24 protein-coding genes are annotated in these 22,169 nt (G+C 59.5%); 17 read left to right on the top strand and 7 right to left on the bottom strand.

Annotation, left to right across the window (positions count from 1 at the left end; genetic code table 11):
* Window positions 1–152 precede the first annotated feature (152 nt).
* The 3 genes from CTT34_RS13605 to CTT34_RS13595 all read left to right on the top strand — a co-directional run bounded on the left by CTT34_RS13605 (window position 153) and on the right by CTT34_RS13595 (window position 3,656).
* Window positions 153–1,922: an SLC13 family permease gene (locus tag CTT34_RS13605; protein WP_159342906.1), complete on the top strand. Its 1,770-nt coding sequence runs from the start codon at window positions 153–155 to the stop codon at window positions 1,920–1,922.
* A gap of 72 nt (window positions 1,923–1,994) precedes the next feature.
* A complete protein-coding gene (locus tag CTT34_RS13600; RefSeq protein ID WP_159342905.1) occupies window positions 1,995–2,660 on the top strand; it encodes an alpha/beta hydrolase in 666 nt (221 codons plus the stop codon).
* Window positions 2,661–3,656 carry a YihY/virulence factor BrkB family protein gene (locus CTT34_RS13595; protein WP_159342904.1) on the top strand — a complete coding sequence of 332 codons (996 nt, stop codon included), beginning with the start codon at window positions 2,661–2,663 and terminating at the stop codon, window positions 3,654–3,656.
* Window positions 3,657–3,733: 77 nt separating this feature from the next.
* Here CTT34_RS13595 and CTT34_RS13590 read toward each other — a convergent pair whose 3' ends face one another.
* The 3 genes from CTT34_RS13590 to CTT34_RS18490 all read right to left on the bottom strand — a co-directional run bounded on the left by CTT34_RS13590 (window position 3,734) and on the right by CTT34_RS18490 (window position 6,301).
* Complete coding sequence (locus CTT34_RS13590) at window positions 3,734–5,143, bottom strand: PhoH family protein (protein ID WP_159342903.1); 1,410 nt, start codon at window positions 5,141–5,143, stop codon at window positions 3,734–3,736.
* A 214-nt stretch (window positions 5,144–5,357) separates the two neighbouring features.
* Window positions 5,358–5,822, bottom strand: a complete 465-nt coding sequence (locus CTT34_RS18495; protein WP_254436385.1) for a substrate-binding domain-containing protein — start codon at window positions 5,820–5,822, stop codon at window positions 5,358–5,360.
* On the bottom strand, window positions 5,762–6,301 hold the full coding sequence (locus CTT34_RS18490; protein ID WP_254436384.1) for a LysR family transcriptional regulator: 540 nt from the start codon (window positions 6,299–6,301) through the stop codon (window positions 5,762–5,764). Before CTT34_RS18490 ends, CTT34_RS18495 begins: the two co-directional genes overlap by 61 nt.
* 42 nt (window positions 6,302–6,343) lie before the next feature.
* Between CTT34_RS18490 and CTT34_RS13580 the strand changes: the two genes are divergently transcribed.
* Together CTT34_RS13580 and CTT34_RS13575 are read left to right on the top strand one after the other, a co-directional pair.
* Window positions 6,344–7,207: a cation diffusion facilitator family transporter gene (locus tag CTT34_RS13580; RefSeq protein ID WP_159342902.1), complete on the top strand. Its 864-nt coding sequence runs from the start codon at window positions 6,344–6,346 to the stop codon at window positions 7,205–7,207.
* Between the two features lie 104 nt (window positions 7,208–7,311).
* Window positions 7,312–7,581 carry a hypothetical protein gene (locus CTT34_RS13575; RefSeq protein WP_159342901.1) on the top strand — a complete coding sequence of 90 codons (270 nt, stop codon included), beginning with the start codon at window positions 7,312–7,314 and terminating at the stop codon, window positions 7,579–7,581.
* Window positions 7,582–7,638: 57 nt separating this feature from the next.
* On the opposite strand, the gene CTT34_RS13570 is transcribed toward CTT34_RS13575, so the two are convergent.
* Window positions 7,639–7,827, bottom strand: coding sequence for a DUF3008 family protein (locus CTT34_RS13570; RefSeq protein WP_139526597.1), 189 nt, complete (start codon window positions 7,825–7,827; stop codon window positions 7,639–7,641).
* A 107-nt stretch (window positions 7,828–7,934) separates the two neighbouring features.
* Between CTT34_RS13570 and ybaK the strand changes: the two genes are divergently transcribed.
* From ybaK to CTT34_RS13540, 6 genes are all read left to right on the top strand, one after another.
* Window positions 7,935–8,402 (top strand): Cys-tRNA(Pro) deacylase, encoded by a 468-nt coding sequence (gene ybaK / locus CTT34_RS13565; protein WP_159342900.1) that lies wholly within the window; start codon window positions 7,935–7,937, stop codon window positions 8,400–8,402.
* 108 nt (window positions 8,403–8,510) lie between these two features.
* Window positions 8,511–9,908 carry an ATP-dependent RNA helicase DbpA gene (dbpA, locus tag CTT34_RS13560; RefSeq protein ID WP_159342899.1) on the top strand — a complete coding sequence of 466 codons (1,398 nt, stop codon included), beginning with the start codon at window positions 8,511–8,513 and terminating at the stop codon, window positions 9,906–9,908.
* A 48-nt stretch (window positions 9,909–9,956) separates the two neighbouring features.
* Entirely contained in the window at window positions 9,957–10,814 is an 858-nt protein-coding gene (locus CTT34_RS13555) for a PA4780 family RIO1-like protein kinase (protein WP_159342898.1), read from the top strand.
* A 98-nt stretch (window positions 10,815–10,912) separates the two neighbouring features.
* Window positions 10,913–11,956 (top strand): AbrB family transcriptional regulator, encoded by a 1,044-nt coding sequence (locus CTT34_RS13550; RefSeq protein ID WP_159342897.1) that lies wholly within the window; start codon window positions 10,913–10,915, stop codon window positions 11,954–11,956.
* Window positions 11,957–12,023: 67 nt separating this feature from the next.
* Window positions 12,024–13,916 (top strand): ABC transporter ATP-binding protein, encoded by a 1,893-nt coding sequence (locus CTT34_RS13545; RefSeq protein WP_159342896.1) that lies wholly within the window; start codon window positions 12,024–12,026, stop codon window positions 13,914–13,916.
* A 45-nt stretch (window positions 13,917–13,961) separates the two neighbouring features.
* On the top strand, window positions 13,962–14,969 hold the full coding sequence (locus tag CTT34_RS13540) for a zinc-dependent alcohol dehydrogenase family protein (protein WP_159342895.1): 1,008 nt from the start codon (window positions 13,962–13,964) through the stop codon (window positions 14,967–14,969).
* A 102-nt stretch (window positions 14,970–15,071) separates the two neighbouring features.
* Here CTT34_RS13540 and CTT34_RS13535 read toward each other — a convergent pair whose 3' ends face one another.
* Window positions 15,072–15,338, bottom strand: coding sequence for a hypothetical protein (locus CTT34_RS13535; protein ID WP_159342894.1), 267 nt, complete (start codon window positions 15,336–15,338; stop codon window positions 15,072–15,074).
* 137 nt (window positions 15,339–15,475) lie between these two features.
* Between CTT34_RS13535 and CTT34_RS13530 the strand changes: the two genes are divergently transcribed.
* From CTT34_RS13530 to CTT34_RS13520, 3 genes are read left to right on the top strand one after another with little or no spacing between them, the layout of a single operon-like run.
* Entirely contained in the window at window positions 15,476–16,654 is a 1,179-nt protein-coding gene (locus tag CTT34_RS13530) for a hypothetical protein (protein ID WP_159342893.1), read from the top strand.
* 9 nt (window positions 16,655–16,663) lie between these two features.
* Entirely contained in the window at window positions 16,664–17,491 is an 828-nt protein-coding gene (locus CTT34_RS13525; protein ID WP_159342892.1) for a mechanosensitive ion channel family protein, read from the top strand.
* The gene (locus tag CTT34_RS13520; RefSeq protein WP_159342891.1) at window positions 17,491–18,246 is read left to right on the top strand and encodes a DUF429 domain-containing protein; all 756 of its coding nucleotides are present in this window, start codon (window positions 17,491–17,493) and stop codon (window positions 18,244–18,246) included. Before CTT34_RS13525 ends, CTT34_RS13520 begins: the two co-directional genes overlap by 1 nt.
* A gap of 4 nt (window positions 18,247–18,250) precedes the next feature.
* Here the strand turns inward: CTT34_RS13520 and CTT34_RS13515 are convergent, their stop codons facing one another.
* Entirely contained in the window at window positions 18,251–18,982 is a 732-nt protein-coding gene (locus CTT34_RS13515; RefSeq protein ID WP_159342890.1) for a YebC/PmpR family DNA-binding transcriptional regulator, read from the bottom strand.
* A gap of 232 nt (window positions 18,983–19,214) precedes the next feature.
* On the opposite strand from CTT34_RS13515, the gene CTT34_RS13510 reads away from it, so the two are divergent.
* Window positions 19,215–19,832: a LysE family translocator gene (locus CTT34_RS13510; protein WP_159342889.1), complete on the top strand. Its 618-nt coding sequence runs from the start codon at window positions 19,215–19,217 to the stop codon at window positions 19,830–19,832.
* Between the two features lie 76 nt (window positions 19,833–19,908).
* Window positions 19,909–20,394: a glutathione peroxidase gene (locus CTT34_RS13505; RefSeq protein WP_159342888.1), complete on the top strand. Its 486-nt coding sequence runs from the start codon at window positions 19,909–19,911 to the stop codon at window positions 20,392–20,394.
* Window positions 20,395–20,412: 18 nt separating this feature from the next.
* Here CTT34_RS13505 and CTT34_RS13500 read toward each other — a convergent pair whose 3' ends face one another.
* Complete coding sequence (locus CTT34_RS13500) at window positions 20,413–20,796, bottom strand: DUF7079 family protein (protein WP_159342887.1); 384 nt, start codon at window positions 20,794–20,796, stop codon at window positions 20,413–20,415.
* A 161-nt stretch (window positions 20,797–20,957) separates the two neighbouring features.
* Between CTT34_RS13500 and fabV the strand changes: the two genes are divergently transcribed.
* Window positions 20,958–22,163, top strand: coding sequence for an enoyl-ACP reductase FabV (gene fabV / locus CTT34_RS13495; RefSeq protein ID WP_159342886.1), 1,206 nt, complete (start codon window positions 20,958–20,960; stop codon window positions 22,161–22,163).
* Window positions 22,164–22,169: the final 6 nt, after the last annotated feature.

Raw genomic sequence — 22,169 nt, 5'->3', positions numbered from 1 at the left:
CACACCTCACACCTCACACCTCACACGCATATTCTTTTTTGTTCTGACTGTGTTTCTAAAAATAACTTTTTAGAATATCTGCTAGGCGGCACAATGCCCTTCATATTGTTCGGTTATGTCAGTTGAGTGGGCTTGAGAAAGGATGTGGGGTTATGTCGCTGGATGCTTGGATTGCAATAGGGGTCGTGCTGACGATTTTTCCGCTGATGGCGCTCTCTCGCCTCGGTCCGGACATCATTTTAATGGGCGCAGTAGTGGTGTTAATGACACTGGGGGTCATCGATCCTCAACAGGCGCTGGGTGGATTTTCCAATAGCGGCCTGTTTACCGTCGCGTTCATGTACGTGCTGGTGGCTAGTATTCGTGAGACTGGCGGTATCGATCTGATCATTCGCTACGTGTTGGGGCGTCCATCGAGTGAACGCGGCGCGCTGACACGTCTATTGTTACCCGTAGCGTCGCTCAGCGGCTTTCTCAATAACACCCCGGTGGTGGCGACCTATATTCCCGCCGTATTGAGTTGGAGCCGCCGTTTGCGTCTTTCCCCACAGCGCTTGCTCATGCCGCTGAGCTTTGCCTCTATTTTAGGCGGTACTATCACGCTATTTGGTACCAGCACTAACCTGGTAGTGCATGGGCTGCTGATCGAGCGCTACCCGGAGTTGGCCATGGGGCTTTTCGACTTGGCGTGGGTAGGGATTCCGGTCGCGGTCGCGGGCTTGGCATATCTGATTTTCCTTGGCCCGCGTTTATTGCCCGCCCGTGGCGGCACGGCTAAAGCCTTTGCCAACCCACGCGAGTTCACGATCGAAATGGAAGTCGACCCATCAGGGGTGCTGGTAGACCGCACGGTCGAAGAGGCGGGGCTGCGCCATTTGCAGGAACTGTTCCTTGTAGAGATCGAGCGTGCCGGTAACGTGGTCAGTGTGGTTGGACCAGGGGAGCAGCTCAAAGGCGGGGATCGTTTGGTGTTCGTGGGTACCTCGGATGCCGCTGTGGAGCTTCAGCAGATCCGTGGGCTGATCCCTTCTCGGGATGGCGCTTCTAGCCTAGAAAAAGAGTTCAAAGAGCGCCGTTTGGTCGAGGCGGTAGTCTCCAATCAATGCCAGTTTATTGGTCAACGGATTCGTGACGGTCGATTTAGAACGCTATACGGCGCGGCCGTGCTGGCGATTTGTCGCGGCGGCGAGCGCGTGAGAGGGAACCTCGGCCAAGTGCGCTTGCAGCCTGCCGATGTATTGCTATTGGAGGCACGCCCGCCGTTCATCGAGCGCCACCGGCAGTCGAAAGATTTCTTATTGATCAGCGAACTCAACGGCTCGGCGCGGCCCATTCATGAAAAGGCGCCGCTGGCGTGGGGAATTTTAATAGGTGCGGTGCTGCTGGCGGCGTTGGGCGTGCTGAGCATGCTCAATGCCGCCATGCTGGGCGCGGCCATGGCACTGTTGACCGGCTGTTGTACGGTGGGCGCCGCCAAGCGCGGGCTAGACACCCAAGTGCTTTTGACCATCGCCGCTTCGTTTGGGGTGGGGGCAGCGTTACAGTCGTCAGGTGCTGCGGATGCCATGGCAGGCAGCGTGCTATCGCTGGTGGCGGGCAGCCCGTGGCTGCTGCTGGTGGGAACTTACTGCGTCGTGGCGCTGCTTACGGAGTTAGTGACCAACAACGCGGCGGCGGTAATCATCTTTCCGGTGGTTATGGCGGCCGCAGAAAGCCTCGGCGTCAGCCCCATGCCTTACGTAGTCGCGGTGATGTTTGCTGCGTCGGCCAGCTTTCTTACCCCGATTGGCTATCAAACCAACTTAATGGTGCATGGCCCCGGTGGTTATCGCATCACTGATTTTCTCCGCGTCGGCGGCGGCTTGAACGTGCTGACGGGGGGGATTGCCGTGAGCCTGATTCCTTGGGTATGGCCGTTCTAAGCCGCTAATGACTCGCTCCCCGCGCTGCTTTACGCTAGGGTGGCGCTTTTCATATCAGCAAGGACATAGCCCATGACAGCCCCAGGCGAACTGATTATTGAACCGAAAAATGGTCAACCCGCCGATGCGTGTGTGTTCATCATTCACGGCTTAGGTGCCGATGGGCACGATTTCGAGCCGCTAGTGCCTGCCTTGGCGCTGCCGGAAAGCGTCAACGTGCGCTTCATCATGCCCCATGCCCCGCGCCTACCGGTGACCATCAACGGCGGCATGGTGATGCCCGCTTGGTACGACATCCTGGCGATGGACTTGGGGCGTCGGGTCGATGAGGTGCAGCTGAAAAAATCCGCCGAGCGTATTCAGGCGCTGATCCAAGAGCAGATCGACCAAGGCATGGATAGTCGGCGCATCATCGTGGCGGGCTTTTCCCAGGGCGGGGCAGTGGCGTATCAGGCCGCGCTGTCGTTTCCTCAGCCGCTGGGTGGGCTGTTGGCGATGTCGACCTACTTTGCCACCGCCGACAGCATCGAGCCTGCTGAGGCGAACCGTCACGTGCCGATCGACGTTCATCACGGTAACTTCGACCCCATCGTGCCCGAAACCCTAGGTCGTAGTGGCGTCGAGCGTTTGAAGGCCATGGGATATAACGTCAACTATCGCCAGTACCCGATGGCCCATGCGCTCTGCCCGCAGCAGGTCAACGATATCGGCAAGTGGCTGAGCGAGCGGTTGGGCTAAATGGATAGCCACCGTCGAGGTCGTGCCGCCGACGTGCCCAGCGATATACCGCGGCGGGGCTGGCACGATATTGCCTGGCGCGTTGTGCGTGCGGCTCGCCGGGATCGAATCACCATGTTTGCCGCAGGGGTGGCGTTTTACGCGCTGCTGGCGCTGTTTCCAACCATTGCGGCGGTGATCTCGGTGTGGGGGCTGCTGTTCGATCCGGTGGAGGCGGGGCGTCAGCTCTACACGATCAGCCGTTTCATGCCACCGGATGCGGCCAATTTGATCGATCAACAGGCGCAGGAAGTGGTCGAGAGCACCGAAGCGGGTAACGTTATGACCGCGTTGGCGGGGCTACTCATTGCCATGTTCATTGCCTCGAAAGCCGTTTCGGTGCTGGTGATCGGTCTCAATGCGGTATACGGCGAGCAGGAAAAGCGCTCGCTGCTCTACCGGGGCGTGGTGCTGGTGTCGCTGACCCTGGGCTTGATTGGCATGACGTTGGTCTCGTTGGGGTTCATCGCCATCGTGCCTGCCATGGTGGATAGGCTCATGATCGACCCCCCCTTGGATCGCGTGCTGCAGTGGCTGCGCTGGCCGGCCCTGTTGGTGTTGATGAGCCTACTGATCGCGCTGCTCTACCGCTTCGCGCCTTATCGGCGCTCACCGCAGTGGCGCTGGCTGAGTTACGGCACCCTGTTTGCGACGCTGATGTGGTTGCTAGGCTCTGGCGCGCTGTCACTCTATGTGCGCTACTTTTCGACGTTTAGCGAGCTGTACGGCTCGATAGGGGCGGTCGTGGCGCTGATGCTGTGGTTTTGGCTCTCGGCATTCGTCGTGCTGTTCGGGGCAGAGCTCAATAGCGAAATGGAGCGCCAAACCTGTCATGACACCACCGTGGGCAAAGCGCGCCCGCTAGGTGAGCGCGAGGCGTTTGCTGCCGATACCATCGGCGTCGAGAACCCCTGGAACAGCGACAATGCCGCAAAACGGCAGCCGCCGTGCGATTGAAGACAAAGGAGAGCCGCCCAGCGAGCTGGGCGGGGTAGAGTAGCGAGAGAAGGGTAACGAGAGAAGCGCAAAGAGCGCTACAGCAGCTCTTCGGCCGCCAGGGCCAAGCGGGAGCGCTCGACGCTTTTCAAAGTGATATGCCCGGCGTGAGGCCAATCTCTGAACCGCTCGACCACGGCGGCCATGCCGCAGGTATTGGCGGTGAGGTAGGGCGTATCGATCTGCCCGACGTTGCCCAAGCAAACGATCTTGGTATTGCGCCCTGCACGAGTGACCAGCGACTTTAGCTGTTTAGGGGTGAAGTTTTGCGCCTCGTCGATGATCAAGAAGGTATCGTTCAGGGTGCGCCCGCGCATAAAGCTCGGTGAGCGGATTTGTACCCGTGAACCAATTAGCTGCCGTGTGGCACCGTTGTCCCACGTCGACTCTCCCTCTTCGTTGCGCAGCAGGTTATCCATGTTGTCGTGGAAGGCGCCCATCCACGGTGACATTTTCTCCTCCTCGGTACCTGGCAAGAAACCAATGTCCTCGCCCATGGGAATCGGCGCGCGGGTGAAGACGATACGCTCGAAGCGCTTGGCGTCCAGGGTTTGCTGGAAAGCCGCCGCCAGGGTCATGAAGGTTTTACCGGTGCCCGCATTACCGGCAATGGTGACGAGGTCGATCTCAGGGTCCATCAGCAGGTTGAGGGTAAAGTTCTGACGGCTGTCGTGGGCGTGCACGCCCCACACCCCTGCGTGGTGGCGATAGTTGGTGAGTAGCTGCAGCCGCGCAGAAGAGGATGACAGCTCCCGCACGATGGCCTCGAACTCGGCGCCGTTCTCGCTATCGGAGACCAGCATGCCCACGTGCCAGTCGCGAGGCATTTGGCCACTGAGCTGATAGAAAGTGTGATGGCCCACGCGCTCGACGGTGACGTCGACATTCAGCGCTTCCCATAGCGAAGCGCCGTCATGCCCTGCCTGGCTGTATACCTGCGCGCCCTCGATCATCGCATCGCTATCGGAGAAGGCGCGGTCGTTGAGGTAATCCTCTACCGGTACTTTTAGCGCGGCGGCTTTGACCCGCAGGTTAATGTCTTTCGTAATCAGAATGACCGAGGCATCCGGGCGTTCGTCACGCAAACGGCAGGTTTCTGCCAGGATTCGGTTATCGGGACTATCGTCTAACGAGTCGAAGGGCTTGAGGTCGTTGTAGCACAGAAAGTGCAGGCGACCAGATTCTCCGCTGATGCGGGGGATGGGAATGCCTTGCTGTATTTCGTCGAACGTCACTTGGCTGGTGAGATCGGACAGGGTGCGGCTGATTTGCCGTGCCGTACGGGCGATTTCGCGGATGCCGTTCTTGTGCTTGTCCAGCTCTTCGAGCACGGTCATGGGGATGACCACATCATGCTCATCGAAATGGTAGAGCGCAGCGGGGTCGTGGATCAGGACATTCGTGTCTAGGACGTACAGCCTAGTCGCTTTCTTATCGAGTCGTACCATCGCGGAAACTACTCCTTGGTTGACGGCAACATCGACACTGGCAGATGCACTTTACGCTTAGATGACACTTGCCTGTGTCGGTTCTCTAGCGTGTCCTTTGGGCTCCTTAAATGGCCTGTTTTTTTACAGCGTGGCGGGCAATTGCTTTTTTCGCCACTGCTAAATTTCAACGCTGCTCATGCGCGGTGCTCCGCTTTTCGACTGAGAGGGGCTCTCAGCGTGTGGTGCCTAAAAAACGGATGACGTTGGTCAGCAGCGCCGTGGCGACTACGCCGAGACTCTCGCCTTCCACGTAACGGTAGTAGTGACTTTCCAGCAGCAGGTCGTGGTTGAGCGCACACAGACTGTGGCTGGCCAATGCCTCTTTGACGAGCGGGTAGGGAAGCAGTGCCCAGCCGGTGCCATTGATCACTGCATCGCGAATCACCTCGAACATGGTCAGGCCAAGATAGTTGGTGGAAAACAGCGCTTCGCTCACCAGTTTGTCGCCCTGATCGAAGGTCAGACATACCTGGGTGTACTGGGCCAAATCATCTTTAGTGACGTTCGGCAGGCGGCTGAGTGGATGGCTTGGCGCCGCGACCAGGCTCATGCTCACAGGCGCAAGGTTGCTGGCATTCACCGCCGCCCCTTCGGCGGTATACAGCCCAAAGGCGATATCCACCGTTTGACGCAGCACGAACTGGGCGTGCTCTTGGGGGGCAGCAGGTACACCGAAATGGCCGTGAGTGGGTAGCGCTGTTTCAGGTCGTGCATGACCTGTCGCCAAAATGCCTCGGGCAGCGCGTCGTCCCGCGCGATGCAAAGCTGACTCTCCACGCCTTGTAAGTGTTGCTGGCAGTGCTTATTGATGCGGTTGGCACTGGTCAGCAGGCGATAGCAGTCGGGCAGCACGCTTTCCCCCACGGCCGTGAGCTGAAGGCTGTTCCCCGAACGCTCGAAGAGTGCCACGCCCAGGCTATCTTCCAGCGCATTGACGGCGGCGCTTAGCGTGCTGCGCTTCATGCCGGTGTGCCGTGCGGCGGCGGCAAACGACCCGTGCTCCGTGACATCGATAAACGCCTGGACTTGTTCTGCGCGCATGATGGTCCCTTGATCAACGTGCTTAGTGCCAAAATAGTTGGCGCTGAGCGACTGGTGAAGCGTCAGTGTACTCACTATGATGGCCTGCGTTTACCACTCTCTACTGGAGCAACCCGCGTGACCCCCTTTGTCGCCGAGCGCCGTGCGCTGAGATTTTCCGCCATTTCCGCTAGCCTGTTTGCCTTTACCGGGCTTGCCTTGGGTCTTGCCAGTGGCTCAATTACGATACTCTTCGATAGTGGCTATTCGCTATTAAGTTTAGTGCTGGCATCGCTCTCTCTGTTTGCGTTGCAGCAGGCCCGCAAACCGGCGGATGATCACTACCCCTTTGGGCGGCTGACGGTCGAACCGCTGGCCGTGCTGCTCAAAGGCGTGGTGATTGCGCTGGTGTGTTTGTTTTCATTGGTCTCAGCAATCTGGAGTTTGGCGCAAGGAGGGCGTCTGGTCACGTTGGACTTGGCGCTGATGTTTGGCGTGGTCAACGTGACCGGTTGTTTGCTCACTTGGTGGTGGCTGACCCGCTATGCCAAGGTAGCGCAGTCCTCGCTACTGGCCGCAGAGCTTCGCCAGTGGCAGATGGATACCTGGCTAAGTGCCGCCGTCATGCTGGGCTTTGCCCTTACTTGGGGGCTTACGCTCTCGCCCTGGGCGCACTTGGCGCGTTTTGCCGACCCGGTGATGGTGCTGATCATTGCCGGTTACTTCCTGCCCATGCCCATTCGGATGGTCAAAGGAGCGCTGCGTGAGCTGATGTTTGGCGAACCGGTAGGCAGCGTCCGCCAAGAAGTGGTGCAAGAAGTGGCGGATTTCGATATCGCCGACGACGATGTGCGCCTTGCCCAGGTAGGCAGCTTCTTGATGGTCGACATTCAGCTCGATAAGCAGCAGATCGATGACGCAGAAGAGATCGTCGAGAGCGTCGAGCAGCACTGTAAGCTGCGTAATTTGCGCCCGGTGACGAGCATTACGCTGGTCACGTAATGCTTGCATTGAAAAAGTGTTGACGCTGTCGAAGGTGTGGTGATATTTAGCGCTACCGACAACTGGTGTCGGCCTAACACTGCACTTTTGAGGGTTGCAAAAACATGCCACTGCGCCGCTGTTTGCCCGTGCTGCTGGTCACCGCTTTGGTGGCTGGCTGCGCAAGTTCTACCATTGCCCCACGTTACACCACTGAAAATCCGGACGTCATGCGGATCGGCGGAGAGCGCCCCGTCAGCGCGGACCCGCGTACCGAAAACGCCGGTTCGTTCTGCCTGGAAACCACCGAGCGTTGGAACGAACATGGCCGCACGCCGGATGGCCAAACGCTGTGGGCGAAAGATACGCTGCGCCGCGTGGTGCCTTGCCAATAATTGGCTGACATAGGTTCACGCAAGCTGCGCCAGCGCAAGCCGCTGGCGCAGCATCGATCAATCGTCCTCTTTCTTTTGCGGTTTGCCCTTACGCTGGGTACCCGCCATCTCTTCCAACTCCTCTTCGCTCATCGAGTCATACATCTCTTTCGAAGCGTCATATAGCTCGCTTGGCTTGGTCTCACCGCGTTTGGCGGAAAGGGCCGCGCCAGCGGCTTTCTGCTGTGCTTTAGAGGTGGCTTTCATTTAACGACTCCTGTCAGTTGACTTCCATGAGGTGCTCACGCTATTAAGCCTAGCAGTGGGAAGTGATGTTTTCAGATAGGCTGACGCGTTTAACTTAAGAGAACTCCATGACACCGGCGATTAACAGCGCAAGGCATGCAGGTATTGCGTTTCAACTCCATGAGTATCAGCACGATGCCGCCGCCCCGTCCTACGGGCTGGAAGCGGCGGACAAACTTGGCGTGACGGCCGAGCAAGTGTTCAAAACCCTCGTCGTTAGCTTGGATGGCAAGCAGTTGGCCGTTGGTATCGTCCCCGTGAATAGCCAGTTGGGGCTGAAGCAGATCGCCAAAGCCGCTGGCGCTAAAAAGGCCGTGATGGCCGCACCGGATGTCGTCGAGCGTACCACCGGCTACGTGCTGGGCGGTGTGAGCCCGCTGGGCCAAAAAAAGCGCCTGCCTACCTTTATCGATGCCTCGGCGCAGGCGTGGTCGACGCTATACGTGAGCGCCGGGCGGCGTGGGTTGGAAATCGAGCTCTCGCCGGAGGACCTTGCCGCACTCAGCCAAGGGCGATTCGCAGCGCTCTCTGCGTAGGCACGACGCGTCAGGATCAGCGCGTGGCAAAGCAGGGGGTGGCACTTTCTGGTATGGTGCTTCACATTATCGGTTTGCTGGGCATCACGCCCCCTTCAGGAATTTTTCGTGTCAGATACCTCGTTTGCCTCTCTTGCCCTCTCGCCCGCGCTGCTGAGCACGCTCGACTCCCTGGGCTATCACGCGATGACGCCCGTTCAAGCACAAAGCCTGCCACCCATGCTGGTGGGACGCGATGTGATGGCGCAAGCCAAAACGGGGTCAGGCAAGACCGCCGCCTTTGGCTTGGCGATTCTTTCCCAGTTGCGCCTCGAGGCGTTTAGCGTCCAGGGTTTGGTCCTGTGTCCCACCCGTGAACTGGCCGACCAAGTGGCGGAAGAGCTGCGCCGTCTAGCCCGTGGAATGCCCAACGTGAAAGTGCTCACACTCTGCGGCGGCGCCCCGTTTGGCCCGCAGCTCGCATCGCTGGAGCACGGCGCCCACATCGTGGTGGGCACGCCGGGCCGGGTGGATGAGCATCTGCGCAAGGGTTCGCTCACCCTTGGGTCACTCACCACGCTGGTGCTGGATGAAGCGGACCGCATGCTAGACATGGGTTTTCAGGTCACCATCGACGATATCATTGCCGATACGCCTGCCGATCGCCAAACGCTGCTTTTTAGCGCGACATTCCCTGATGAGCAGGCCTCCGGCGGTCTCGCAGCCATGACGCGTGGCGTCATGCGCGATCCGGTCAGCGTTAAAGTCGCAGAGACCCATGACGCGACGACCATCGAGCAGCACTTTTACCGTGTGTCTCATGACGACGACCGTTTTGCTGCATTGACCGAGCTGCTGCTCGCCACGCGGCCTACCACCAGCGTGGTGTTCTGTAACACCAAGCGAGAAACCCAGGCGGTAGCCGATGGTTTGGTCGACGCGGGCTTCAGCGCCGTCGCTTTGCACGGCGATCTCGAGCAGAAAGACCGCGACCGGCTGCTGGTGCTGTTTGCCAACCAGAGCGCATCGATTTTGGTCGCCACCGATGTCGCCGCCCGCGGGCTGGACATTGCCCAGCTGGACGCCGTCTTCAATTACCAAATCGCCCGCGAGCTGGACGTCCACGTTCATCGGGTAGGCCGAACGGGGCGCGCCGGGGCCAGCGGTATCGCCTGTACCCTGGTGACACCGCAGGAAGATTATCGACTCGAACGCCTCGCTGAGCTGTTGGGCGAGCCGCTTTCGACCGAGCCGCTGCCGACAGCGGCTAACGGCACACCGTTCGAGGCTCCCATGGCTACGCTACAGTTGGCGGGTGGTAAAAAGGATAAGCTGCGCCCAGGCGATATTCTGGGAGCATTGACCAGCGAAGGCGGCTTGCGCGGGGATCAGGTGGGCAAAATCAAAGTGCTGGCCCGAAGTGCATACGTCGCGGTCGAGCGCAGCGTCGTCCAGAAAGCTCAGGCCAAGCTGGAGCGGGATAAACTCAAAGGGCGCGCTTTCCGCGTGCGACGCATTCGCCATTGACGACCCCCACGACGGGGTCGTTACCAGAAGGAGCCTTCGCAGCAAGCTATGAAAACACCCAAACGATTACAGCCCTTGGTCGATGATGGCCTGATCGATGAGGTGCTGATGCAGTTGATGAGCGGCAAGGAAGCGCAGGTGTATGTGGTGCGCTGCGGCGACGACACGCGCTGTGCCAAAGTCTTCAAAGAGGCCAAGCAACGCAGTTTCAAACAGGCGGTGCAGTACCAAGAGGGGCGTAAAGAGCGCAACAGCCGCCGGGCCCGTGCCATGGCCAAGAAAACTCGCTACGGCCAGAAAGAGCAGGAGCAGGCGTGGCTCACCGCCGAGGTGGACGCGCTGTACCGCCTAGCTGCCGCCGATGTGCGCGTACCTAAGCCGTACGGTTTCGTGGATGGCGTGCTGCTGATGGAGATGATCACCGATGCCGAAGGCGACGTGGCACCGCGCTTGGACGATGTCACCCTGACCGAAGAGCAGGCGCTGCGCTATCACGCCAAAGTGATTCAAGACGTGGTGAAAATGCTTTGCGCTGGTCTGATTCACGGTGACCTTTCTGAGTTCAACGTGCTCGTCGATGCCGATGGCCCGGTCATTATCGACTTGCCCCAAGCGGTCGACGCGGCCGGTAATAACAGCGCCGCCGCCATGCTGGAGCGCGATGTCGATAACATGCGCGCTTATTTTGGTCGCTTTGCTCCCGAGCTGCTCACTACTCACTACGGCAAGGAGATGTGGGCGCTGTATGAAGCGGGCGAGCTGCACCCCGATAGCAAACTCACCGGCCACTTCGAGTTTGATAGCCACATCGCCAACGTGGATGAGCTGATGGAAGTCATCGACGACGCCAAAGAAGAAGAGGCAGAGCGCCAAGCGAGAATGCGTGATGACGACGACGAGGATTGACCCCAATAGTGATAAACTGAGGCAACGCTTAGCAGAGTAAGTAGTTGGATGAAACGACTCTGCCATATCGCATAGCCGAAAGATCACCGGAGGGGAGTGTGAAGGGCAGCCGTTTCAGTGCAGGGAGAGCCAAGGCGCTTGTCTTATCGCTCAGTGTTGGCGCAGCAGGTGGTGTGCTGTTTCACATTACGGGGCTGCCGCTGGCCTGGATGCTTGGCCCCTTGGTGGCGAACCTGCTGGTGTCTGCCAAAGGCGTGAAGGTTGAAGTGCCTGAATCGCTGCGCAGCGTGTTTTTAGCGGTGATGGGCATGGTCCTCGGCAGCCAAGTCACGCCTGAGCTGGCCCACCGGGTGCTGGATTGGCCCGTTTCGGCCATGCTGCTGTTGGCGGGGGTCGCGGCGTCAACCGCCGTGGCGTCTGCCTGGTACCGCCGCTGTGGTTTCGACCCTGTCAGCGCCTGGTTTGGTGCCTCGCCGGGCGCCATGACCGCGATGATCCTACTGGGTGAGCGATGCGGTGGCGACCCGCAGCGCATTGCCATTGCCCAGTCGCTGCGTATCGTGCTGGTGATCCTCTTTCTACCGCCGCTGTTTTGGGCATTCGAAGGGGGAGAAGGCACGCTGGGCCCGGCAGAATCAGCACTCACCGATGGCTGGTTGTTGCTGGCTATTCCACTGTTGCTGCCGCTAGGGAAATGGCTACGCCTGCCAAGCCCCGCGCTGCTCGCTCCCTTGTTAGCCACCGCGCTACTCTCCGGGCTGGATATTGCTAGCCTCGCCTTGCCAAGCTGGGGTATGAACCTGATGCTCTGGGTGCTGGGCAGCGCCATTGGTTCGCGCTTTCAAGGCATGACGCGGCGGCTCTTGGGGCGCTATCTTTGGCAATCCGGAGTGGCGACGCTGTTGGCCCTCATCGTGCTGGCCGTGTTTGCCGAACTGATCCACCAAACCGTGGGTGTGGGGCGCGATGTGGCGCTTTTGGCGCTGGCCCCTGGCGGTATTGGCGAAATGGCGATACTTGCCGTCGCGCTCAACATCGATCCCGTGTTCGTGGCGTTTCATCACCTGCTGCGGATGGTCACCCTGATGATTGTCGCTCCCTTCTGGGCCCGCTGGTTAATGCGTCATCATCCTGACGCCTGACATCGCGATCATTATGTAAACATTCCTACGCTGTACTCCCTTTTATCGCGTCTTGTAAGGACTTTCCATGCTGTCACGTCTGCTCTCGCCGCTGTTCCGTTTCTTTGAGGAGCGCGTCAACCCTTATCCAGAGGGTGAGGTCACCACACCGCCCAAAGGGCTGTTGCCTTTCATTTGGCACTTTTCCCGCCCGGTATGGCCGTGGCTGTTAGTGATGTCGCTGATAACGGCGGTAGTGTCTGCTGCAGAGGTGGTGTTCTTTAGCTATATGGGCGATTTGGTGGATTGGCTGGGCGGCGTTGAGCGCGCCGATTTTTGGGCCAACCACGGGCTGTGGCTGGCGGGCCTTGGTTTGTTAGTGGTAGTGGGCCTGCCGCTATTGGTGCTGCTGCAGTCGCTGGTCACTCACCAGAGCATTTTTGGTAACTACCCGATGATTGGCCGCTGGCTCTCTCATCGCCATATGCTCAGCCAGAGCCTGGCATTCTATCAGGATGAGTTTGCCGGGCGGGTATCGCAAAAAGTGATGCAAACTGCGCTGGCCGTGCGGGAAACCGTCACGAAAGTGATGGGTCTGCTGGTCTACGCCATCGTCTATTTTACAGGGGCGGCCATCTTGCTAGGCCGCGCCGATCCATGGCTGCTGCTGCCGCTAGGGCTTTGGCTGATCGGTTACTTGGGGATCATGCGCTTTTTCGTACCGCGCCTGCGGGATGTTTCCATGGCCCAGGCGGATGCGCGCGCGCAAATGACCGGTCGCGTGGTGGATAGCTACAGCAATATCCAGACTATCAAGCTATTTGCCGACACTCAGCGCGAAGAGCGCTACGCCAAAGATGCTATGGAGGGCTTTATGGTCACCGTGCATCGCCAGATGCGTTTGGTCACGGTGATGAGCGTCTGCTTGACGCTGCTTAATACGCTGCTGCTGGTCGGCACGGCAGGCATGGCGATTGCAGCGTGGTACATGGAGGCGATCTCTCTGGGTGTGCTGGCCATCGCCATTGCCCTGGTGATGCGGATCCGCTTCATGTCCGACTGGATTTTATGGGAAGTGGCCGGGCTGTTTGAAAACATCGGCACGGTGCAGGATGGCATGAACACCATCGCCCAGGAGCCGACGGTGAAAGACGCGCCCAACGCCAAAGCGCTGACCGTGCCCAACGGCGAGATCGTCTTCGACACACTGCGCTTCCAGTATGCCCAAGCAAAAGGGGAGAGCAAAAACGTGTTCGATGGGCTGAGCCTCACCATCAAGCCCGGCGAGAAAATAGGCCTGATTGGCCGCTCCGGGGCGGGAAAATCGACCCTGGCGAACCTGCTGCTGCGCTTTTACGACTTGCAGGGCGGGCGCATTTTGATCGACGGCCAAAACATAGCCGAGGTCACCCAGACCTCGCTGCGCCACCAGATCGGCATGGTGACCCAAGATACCTCGCTGCTGCACCGCTCGCTGCGGGACAACATCCGCTACGGCAGCCCGAATGCCAGCGATGCGGATGTCTGGCAGGCGGTGTGCCGCGCCCATGCTGATACCTTCATCAACGACCTAGTCGACCCCAAAGGGCGGCGAGGTTTGGATGCTCATGTGGGTGAGCGGGGTGTGAAGCTCTCAGGCGGCCAGCGCCAGCGCATTGCCATCGCCCGGGTGCTGCTCAAAGACGCCCCCATCCTGGTGTTGGATGAAGCCACCTCGGCGCTGGATTCCGAAGTCGAAGCGGCGATTCAAGAGCAGTTGGATGCCTTGATGGAGGGCAAAACCGTGATTGCCATCGCCCATCGGCTCTCTACCATTGCCATGCTAGACCGTTTGATTGTGGTGGATGAAGGGCGCATGGTGGAGAGCGGCACTCATCAGGAATTGCTGGCCCGAAACGGCATCTACGCAGGCCTATGGCAGCGTCAGTCGGGCGGCTTTTTGGGCAACGACCTTGATCCTGATGACAACGCCCCCATCTGAGACTAGACCGGTCGCCTAGTAAGGGCGCGTTAACAGGAGAGAGTGATGCAAGCGATTGAGCTTCAACAACCCGGCGGTTTAGATAAATTGAACGTTGTCGACGTGGCAGCCCCAGGGGAGCCAGGCCCCGGCGAGATCAAAGTGCGCCTGCACGCCAGCTCACTGAACTTTCACGACTACGCGGTCGTGGCGGGGATGATTCCCACCGATGATAAGCGCATCCCAATGTCCGACGGTGCGGGCGTGGTGGAAGCCGTTGGCGAAGGTGTGGAAGAGTTTGCCGTGGGCGATGCGGTCGTCTCGACTTTCTTCCCTTACTGGCTGGAAGGCCCGGCGCGCGTAGGCGACTTCACCACCACCCCAGGCGATGGCGTCGATGGCTATGCCCGCGAGCAGGTGATTCGCCCGGCTGAGTGGTTTACTCGCCAGCCGCAAGGCTACAGCCATGCCGAGTCCGCCACGTTGACGACCGCAGGCCTAACCGCCTGGCGCGCGCTAGTAGTAGACGGCGGCTTGAAGGCTGGCGATACCGTGCTGGTACTCGGCACCGGCGGTGTGTCTATCTTCGCCTTACAGTTTGCCAAACTGATGGGCGCTCGGGTGATCGGCACGTCTTCGTCTAATGAAAAGCTGGAACGCCTGCGCACGCTAGGCGCGGATCACACCATCAACTACCGTGAGACCCCGGAGTGGGGCAAAGCCGTGCAAGCGCTCACCCATGGCGAAGGCGTGGATCACGTGGTCGAAGTAGGTGGCCCCGGTACGCTGCCGCAATCCATCGATGCGGTGAAGATTGGCGGGCATATCTCACTGATTGGTGTGCTCACCGGCCGTGAAGGTGAGATTCCGACGGCTAAGCTGATGGCAAAACAGGCTAAATTGCAGGGGCTTATCGTAGGCAGCCGTCGTCATCAGATCGAGATGATCCAAGCGATCGAAGCGGCGAAGCTCAAACCGATCATCGACCGTGAATTCCCGCTCAGCGAGATCGCCGATGCGTTTCGTCATCAAGAGTCAGGCAAGCACTTTGGTAAGATCTGCCTGACCTATTGAGCGAAGCGCGACGCTTTGCACAATGAGTAAAAAAAGCAACGAGTCAAAGGCGCGTCTGCCAAAAGCAGGCGCGCTTTTTTTGCCATGAGGGGGGAGGCTACGTTACTCCCCCAGTCGGCTGTAGACCACGCCTTTGACTTCCAGCTCCCAAATATCGTCGTAGGGCACGGTCACGCCATCCATATCCCCTGGGTCACCGGTACTGTTTTTGATGACGGTTTCAGGAATGACTTTTACCCCCATCACACCGACATGCTGGATACGGCCGCTGAATCGATTCCCTTCCTGCTCAATGAGCACCCGCTCGCCCGCAATGCACTTTGCAAGCTTCTCGTGAAGCTCCGCCATCGTGACATTCACCACGCTCATCGTTGCCTCCTGCACATCGCTCAAAGGGGAGTTGCTTGGCTATAACGACTTTATTCTAGCCGATAAGTTCGACTAGCCCCGAGGGCAGCGCCTCAGGCATGCTAACCTTAATCTACTTTACCGAACCGAGGCAGACGATGGCGCAAGGCTCAACGAACGCGGCGTTATCGCCATGGAACGTGGTGGCACTGGACACCTTTCACACCCCCGAACGCACCCAGGCCAGCCAGTGGCGGCGTAGCTGGCGAGCAGCCACGACTTGGATGATCGGCCGCGAGGCCTCCGAGCGCCAAGCCAAGCAGGAGAGCGAACTGCGCGCGCTGCCGGAGGTCAAGCTGGCCCACTGGGCACCCAGTATCGATTGGACGCCTGCTGCCCACCGTTTGGAGCAGGCACTACGCGCCTATGAAGAAACGCCCGTCGTGCTGTTCATCTCACCGCCCCACGGTGGGCACGAAGCGGTAGTGAGCCACTGGGCCGCGCAGCAAGGTATCGAGTGCCTCACGGCTCCTACGCTGTCCGAGCTGGTCGACGGGCGCTTGGCCTGGGTCGATCATGCCACGCCACTCAAACGCTGGGCCATCCCAGCGCTGGAGCGTCACTTTCTGCGACATACCAACGGCCTTCAGGGCGTGCGTGAACTGGTCGAACGCGCTCTGAGCGGGCGTCTGGGCATGAGCGTGATCGGCTGTGATAGCTGGACGTATGCCTACTTGCAGCACGCCGTCGGCCTCGAGGGCGTACCGGTATTGACCCTGCAAGGGCTCGAAGGCGAGCAGTTAGCCCACTACTTCTCCCACCGCGTGACCCAAACGGCGGGAGCATGTCCGACGGTATATAGCACGCGGACCGGGAAACCGATTCTATCGAGCGAAAGCGATAGTAAGGCCGTCTTCAAAGAACTGCAGCGGCTGGCAGCGCACTGCCGCGGACATTTGGGAATTGCGTGGCACTACTGGCGAGAGCGACTGCGGGAGCCGTCGGAGGCGAATACCTCCGACGACGCGCCAGAGACGCGCAGCAACGCGCAAGAGCTATGGCTACTCGATGCCCTAGCCGATGCCGAGCTTCCGGCAGATACCGGCGACTTAGCCACGCTGCTACTGCACACGCTGCTGATTCACGGCGGGCTTGAAGACCAAGCCCTGAAGCACGTGCTGCCGTTTTCCGATCACGAAGCGCTGAACGCACGTTTTGCGCTGGCGCGGCGTGGCATTCTCAGCCGTCAGCAGGGGCGTTGGCAGGTCGCACCGTTGAGCTATGCCAGCGTACGGCAACTGCTAGAGTCGCGTAATTATCTGGTAGACCCGCTTTAAGGAGCGTAGATGGACGATCAAGGGCAGTACGCCAAACTGTTTAACGAGATGGACAGTCAAGCGCTGATCACGCTGGGCATCATTTTAGGTAGTACGATCTTGTTGATCATTGCCAGTCAGCGTGGTCTCAACTGGCTGGCCAATCGGCTGCATGGTCAAGTGCGCTTCCGCGTCTTTGCACTGGTACCGCTGACGCGGCTGATCATTCTGATCGTTGCGCTGGCCATCGCCGTCCCGATCATCATTGAGCCGTCGCTACGCAATATGGTCACTCTGCTGGGTGCCATTGGCTTGGCCATTGGCTTTGCGCTGAAAGATTATGTGAGCAGCCTTATCGCTGGGGTCGTCTCGGCGGTGGAGCTGCCTTATCGCCCCGGCGACTGGGTCAATATCGAAGGCACGTACGGTGAGGTGAAACACGTTGGCATGCGCACGGTGGAAGTGCAGACTCCCGATGATGACTTGGTCGCCGTACCACACTTGAAGCTGTGGGATTCGGCGATCTATAACGCCAATAACGGTGGCACCAGCCTTCAGTGCGTGGCGAGTTTTTATCTACACCCCGAGCACGAGGCGGGTTGGGTGCGCAAAGCGCTGCGCGATGTCGCGCTGACCAGCGCTTATTTGAAGTTCGACGAGCCGATTGTCGTGGTCGCCGAAGAGAAACCCTGGGGAACTCACTACCGTATTCGCGCGTATCCGGTAGACCCGCGTCAGCAGTTTCTCTTCATTACCGATTTGACGGTGCGTGGCAAGGCGGTACTGAGTGCGGCAGGCGTCACTCCCGCGCTGCTACCGCCCGATGCGGCACTCGATGCCAAAGGCGCGGCCAGCTAATGACGACGACCACCCTATATCTTGGATGGGATGTGGGCGGCTGGAACTGCGACCACAATCCCGCCAGCCGCGATGCGCTGGTCGTACTGGACGAGTCGCTAACCTTGCTGGGCACGCCCTGGCGGGGCAATCTACGCCAAACGCTCAACGACGCGAGCTCGACTCGTGACCTGTTGAATCGCTTGTTGGCGCTGTGCCAAATCACGGCCAGTGGCCAAGAACGGGTCGTCATGGCCATCGACACGCCCTTGGCGTTTCCCCAAGCACTGCTGGCCCTCGCTCAGGGTCAGCCCGTCGATGCCCTGGGCCGCTCGCAGGACAATCCCTACCTGTATCGCCAAACGGAGCGTTGGCTCTTTGCTCGTGGGGTGACGCCGCTCTCTCCGATCAAGGACATGATTGGTAGCCAGGCCACCAAGGGCATGCACGTGCTGGCGCGCTTTGCGCCCCATCGCGTGCAGTGTGGCCAGTGGACGAGCGAGCAGGGGGAGCTGTTGGCTGTCGAGGGGTATCCGTCGCCGGCGAAACGCTCGGTAGCGTTTGCCGCGTTGCTAGAGAGGGTTCGCGCACCCGAGACCGTCGTTACCCTGCTGCATCAGCCAACGCCGAAGCAGCAGGATAGCCAGGACGCCTGCTTTTGTGCCCTGCTTGCCTGGAGTCTCGAGCAGGCGCCTGCGCAGATTGCGTGGCCGCCGGCAGAGATGCCAGCGGCGGAAGGGTGGATCTTCGTGCCGAGGGATGCGTTGAGCGACTAGCGGCTCAAGCCTCGTCTTCCGGCAGTTCCGCGTTATGGAAGACGTTCTGGACGTCGTCCAGCTCGTTGAGCATGCCCAGAAACTTTTCAAACATCGCCACGTCGTCGCCTTCGATGGGCGTGGTGGTTTGTGGCAAGAACTGGATTTCGTCGACCTCGAAGTCGATCTCACCCAGCGCATCCAACAGTGCCTGCTTGGCTTTGGCGTAGTCGGTATGCGGCGCAAAGACGGTGATGCGACCCTCTTCCTGTTCGATATCGGTCACGTCCACGTCGGCTTCCATCAGCGCTTCCAGTACGGTTTCTTCATCGCTACCAGCGAAAGAGAAGATCGCGCAGTGGTCGAACATGTGGCTCACGCTGCCCGGCGTGCCGATTTTGCTTTTGGTTTTGGTGAAGCAGCCGCGCACGTCGCCAAAGGTGCGGTTGGGGTTATCGGTCAGGCAGTCGACGATCACCATGGCGTTGCCGGGGCCAAAGCCTTCGTAGCGCGCCGGGGAGAAATCTTCACCGCCTGCGCCGCTGGCTTTGTCCAGGGCCTTGTCGATCACGTGGGACGGCACCTGATCTTTCTTGGCGCGCTCCATCAATCCACGCAGCGCGAGGTTACCGTTGGGGTCCGTACCGCCAGCTTTGGCACAGACGTAGATTTCACGCCCATACTTGCTGTACACCTTGGTTTTCGCAGCGGCCGTTTTGGCCATGGATTCCTTACGGTTTTGAAACGCCCTACCCATATTGAAGTCCTTTATTAGCCATGAACCGCCTGCATGGCAGGCGTCATCGTGTTCAAAAAGGGGAAAATTTTACCCAACAGCGTACCATGCTAACAGCGTTATTTAAGCGTCTGACACGTTAATGCGGTGCTGCGAGGTGTTGCGGCCACTCCCGACGTTAGGACGAGCGCCGAAGAGGCCAGCGCTGGCGTATACTGGCACGCTTGTTCCATGACGTTTCAGGGAGGACACCATGCCGCTGACCCTTTGGCTTTCGCTGGCTGCCATTTGTGCGATGGGGGCCATGTCGCCCGGACCAAGCCTTGCGCTGGTGCTGCGCCACACCTTGGGAGGTGGCCGTGTGCCGGGCGTAACGGCAGCCATCTTCCATGCCCTGGGTGTCGGAGTTTACGCGTTGCTGACGGTCTTGGGATTAGGCGCGGTCATGGTGCGCTTTCCCGAACTGTTTCACATCATTACCTGGTGTGGCGCGGCCTATTTGGCGTGGTTGGGAGTCAAAGCGTTACGGGCGGGCCGAGGCGGCGCACTGTCGCCGAACGCTGTGGTCACCACGCCGCGCCAGGCAGCCAAAGAGGCCGTGTTGGTGGCACTGGGTAACCCAAAGCTGATCATCTTTTTCGTTGCGCTGTTAAGCCAGTTCGTCACGCCGGACATGAGTCTGCTGGCCAAGGCGATTATCGTCGCCACGGCTATTATGATTGATGGTGGCTGGTACGTGTTGGTGGCCGTTGGGTTGTCTCACTCGCGGGTGTTGCCCTGGCTGCAGCGCCGCGCCCACTGGATTAACCGCCTCACCGGTGTGCTGCTGATCGCGCTGGCGCTGCGGGTGGTGGCAGGGCCCATCATTTAATCTCCATGCTGGTGTCGTTACCGTTGCCGTGGCAAGGTAAGGCGCATGCTGGTAAAGGCATTCTAGAGGCCTGGCGATGACGATTTACGAGCAGGATTGTTATACCCACCAAGGTAAGCCGTTCAACCTTCGCGCGCTGCGCGGACAGGTGTTGCTGGTGGTCAATGTGGCCAGTCAGTGCGGTTTTACCCCCCAGTTGAAAGAGCTCGAAGGGCTTTACCAGCGGTACCGAGATCGCGGCTTTACCGTGCTGGGGTTCCCCTGTAACCAGTTTGGCCGTCAGTCTCCTGAAAGTGCCGAAGCGTTTTGCGCCTTTGGCGAGCAGCAGTTTGGCGTGAGCTTTCCGCTCATGGAGAAAGTGAAGGTCAACGGCAACGATGCCCATCCGCTGTTCGTTCAGCTCAAGCAAGAGGCGCCGGGGATCTTGGGAACCAAGGCCGTGAAGTGGAATTTCACCAAGTTCTTGGTGGGGCGCGATGGCAAGGTGGTGGCTCGTTTTGGCCCCAAAGATCGCGGGCTGACGCTGCGCTTGGCCCTGGAGGCCGCTCTGGACAAAGAGTAAGCCTCACGACGTGACGCGCTACACCTCACCTCGGGCGACCACCAGACGCTGCATCAGCTCGTTCCAACGGTGACGCACCATCATGGTCGTCAGCCCTGAAAAGAGTGCCCAGCTTTTGCGTCGCCAGCCGGTCAGCTTCATGTTGTGGCTCACGAGTTGCTTCATCAGTTTATAATCGTCGAACTTGCGCCACTCGCTGGCGACCGAGAGCTGGTGGCGCGACATGACCGGTGCCAGCTCTAGACGCAGCATCCACTCCAACTCCTTGAGCGACATCTGGTGCTGTTCGATCACTTCGATCATACGGGCGTAGTCGCGCTCGCTGGGTTCGCGATCAAGCCAGAGCGGGGCCAGGGCAAGCCACAGATCGCCTCGCTCATCGACTAGCTGCTGTGCATTCATCAAAGGTCTCGTCGGCAAGTGGTGGGCAGGCCGCTATCCTGCCGCGAATGGCGAAGAAGCTCAAGAGCGGACAGGGCGCGCCGAGACCGCTAGAATACCCCTCATTGGTAACTCGGCACTGCCGTGCCGAACGCAATACTCATCTGATGAAGGGGTCCAATGTGATCATTAAACCGAAAGTGCGTGGCTTTATCTGCACCACCACCCACCCGAAAGGCTGCGAGCAGAACGTTCTCGAGCAGATCGAAGCGACCCGCGCCCGTGGTTTGGATAAACGCCAAGGCCCGAAGAAAGTGCTGGTGATCGGTGCCTCTAGCGGTTACGGCCTAGCAGCGCGTATTACCGCCGCCTTTGGTTATGGCGCCGACACCTTGGGCGTGTTTTTCGAAAAGCCGGGCACCGAGAAAAAGCCGGGCACGGCGGGCTGGTACAACAGCGCGGCCTTCGATAAATTTGCCAAGCAGGAAGGTCTGTACAGCAAGTCCATCAACGGCGATGCGTTCTCCCACGAAGCGCGGGAAAAAGCCATCGAGCTGATCAAGCAGGACATGGGTGAGATTGATCTCGTGGTCTACTCCCTGGCGTCTCCCGTGCGCAAACTGCCTGACAGCGGTGAGCTGAAGCGCTCCAGCCTGAAGCCGATTGGTGAAACCTATCGCGCCACGGCGATCGATACCAACAAAGACGCCATCATCGAAGCCGAAGTGGAACCGGCCACCCAGCAAGAAATCGACGACACCATCACCGTGATGGGCGGCGAAGATTGGGAACTGTGGATGAGCGCTCTGGATGACGCGGGCGTGCTCGCCAAAGGCGCACGCAGCGTGGCCTTTAGCTACATCGGCACCGAAATTACCTGGCCGATCTACTGGCACGGTGCTCTGGGTAAAGCCAAAGAGGACCTGGACCGCGCAGCGTCCGCCATCGATGCCAAGCTCAAAGAGAGCGGCGGCGGTGCCAACGTGGCCGTGCTGAAATCCGTGGTGACCCAGGCGAGCGCCGCGATTCCGGTCATGCCGCTGTATATCGCCATGGTCTACCGCATCATGAAAGAGCAGGGCCTGCACGAAGGCACCATCGATCAGCTGAACCGCCTGTTCGGCGAAAGGCTTTACTCCGGTGAGCCCGGCGACATGGTTACCGACGACCAAGGCCGCCTGCGCCTGGACGACTGGGAACTGCGCGACGACGTTCAAAAAGCCTGCCAAGACCTGTGGCCGGAAGTCACGACGGACAACCTCTTCGACATTACCGACTATGCTGGTTACAAGCATGAGTTTTTGAAGCTGTTTGGCTTCGAGCGTAACGACGTGGATTACGACGCCGATGTGAACCCGGACGTGGAATTCGATGTCGTGACGCTATAAGGCGAC

Source organism: Halomonas meridiana, assembly GCF_009846525.1.
In the GTDB taxonomy this organism is placed as follows: domain Bacteria; phylum Pseudomonadota; class Gammaproteobacteria; order Pseudomonadales; family Halomonadaceae; genus Vreelandella.
Note: the sequence above shows the minus strand (reverse complement) of the source record. Positions and strands in the feature narration are given on the sequence as shown.

Excerpts from the sequence above, each read along its gene's own strand:
- CTT34_RS13555 (WP_159342898.1), top strand. The coding sequence starts at position 9,957 with ATGAAAACACCCAAACGATTACAGCCCTTGGTCGATGATGGCCTGATC.
- CTT34_RS13590 (WP_159342903.1), bottom strand. The coding sequence starts at position 5,143 with ATGGTACGACTCGATAAGAAAGCGACTAGGCTGTACGTCCTAGACACG.
- CTT34_RS13525 (WP_159342892.1), top strand. The coding sequence starts at position 16,664 with ATGGACGATCAAGGGCAGTACGCCAAACTGTTTAACGAGATGGACAGT.
- CTT34_RS13540 (WP_159342895.1), top strand. The coding sequence starts at position 13,962 with ATGCAAGCGATTGAGCTTCAACAACCCGGCGGTTTAGATAAATTGAAC.
- ybaK (WP_159342900.1), top strand. The coding sequence starts at position 7,935 with ATGACACCGGCGATTAACAGCGCAAGGCATGCAGGTATTGCGTTTCAA.
- CTT34_RS13605 (WP_159342906.1), top strand. The coding sequence starts at position 153 with ATGTCGCTGGATGCTTGGATTGCAATAGGGGTCGTGCTGACGATTTTT.
- CTT34_RS13500 (WP_159342887.1), bottom strand. The coding sequence starts at position 20,796 with ATGAATGCACAGCAGCTAGTCGATGAGCGAGGCGATCTGTGGCTTGCC.
- CTT34_RS13570 (WP_139526597.1), bottom strand. The coding sequence starts at position 7,827 with ATGAAAGCCACCTCTAAAGCACAGCAGAAAGCCGCTGGCGCGGCCCTT.
- CTT34_RS13510 (WP_159342889.1), top strand. The coding sequence starts at position 19,215 with ATGCCGCTGACCCTTTGGCTTTCGCTGGCTGCCATTTGTGCGATGGGG.
- CTT34_RS13575 (WP_159342901.1), top strand. The coding sequence starts at position 7,312 with ATGCCACTGCGCCGCTGTTTGCCCGTGCTGCTGGTCACCGCTTTGGTG.
- CTT34_RS13545 (WP_159342896.1), top strand. The coding sequence starts at position 12,024 with ATGCTGTCACGTCTGCTCTCGCCGCTGTTCCGTTTCTTTGAGGAGCGC.
- CTT34_RS13600 (WP_159342905.1), top strand. The coding sequence starts at position 1,995 with ATGACAGCCCCAGGCGAACTGATTATTGAACCGAAAAATGGTCAACCC.
- CTT34_RS13520 (WP_159342891.1), top strand. The coding sequence starts at position 17,491 with ATGACGACGACCACCCTATATCTTGGATGGGATGTGGGCGGCTGGAAC.
- CTT34_RS13595 (WP_159342904.1), top strand. The coding sequence starts at position 2,661 with ATGGATAGCCACCGTCGAGGTCGTGCCGCCGACGTGCCCAGCGATATA.
- CTT34_RS13515 (WP_159342890.1), bottom strand. The coding sequence starts at position 18,982 with ATGGGTAGGGCGTTTCAAAACCGTAAGGAATCCATGGCCAAAACGGCC.
- CTT34_RS13530 (WP_159342893.1), top strand. The coding sequence starts at position 15,476 with ATGGCGCAAGGCTCAACGAACGCGGCGTTATCGCCATGGAACGTGGTG.
- CTT34_RS13505 (WP_159342888.1), top strand. The coding sequence starts at position 19,909 with ATGACGATTTACGAGCAGGATTGTTATACCCACCAAGGTAAGCCGTTC.
- CTT34_RS13535 (WP_159342894.1), bottom strand. The coding sequence starts at position 15,338 with ATGAGCGTGGTGAATGTCACGATGGCGGAGCTTCACGAGAAGCTTGCA.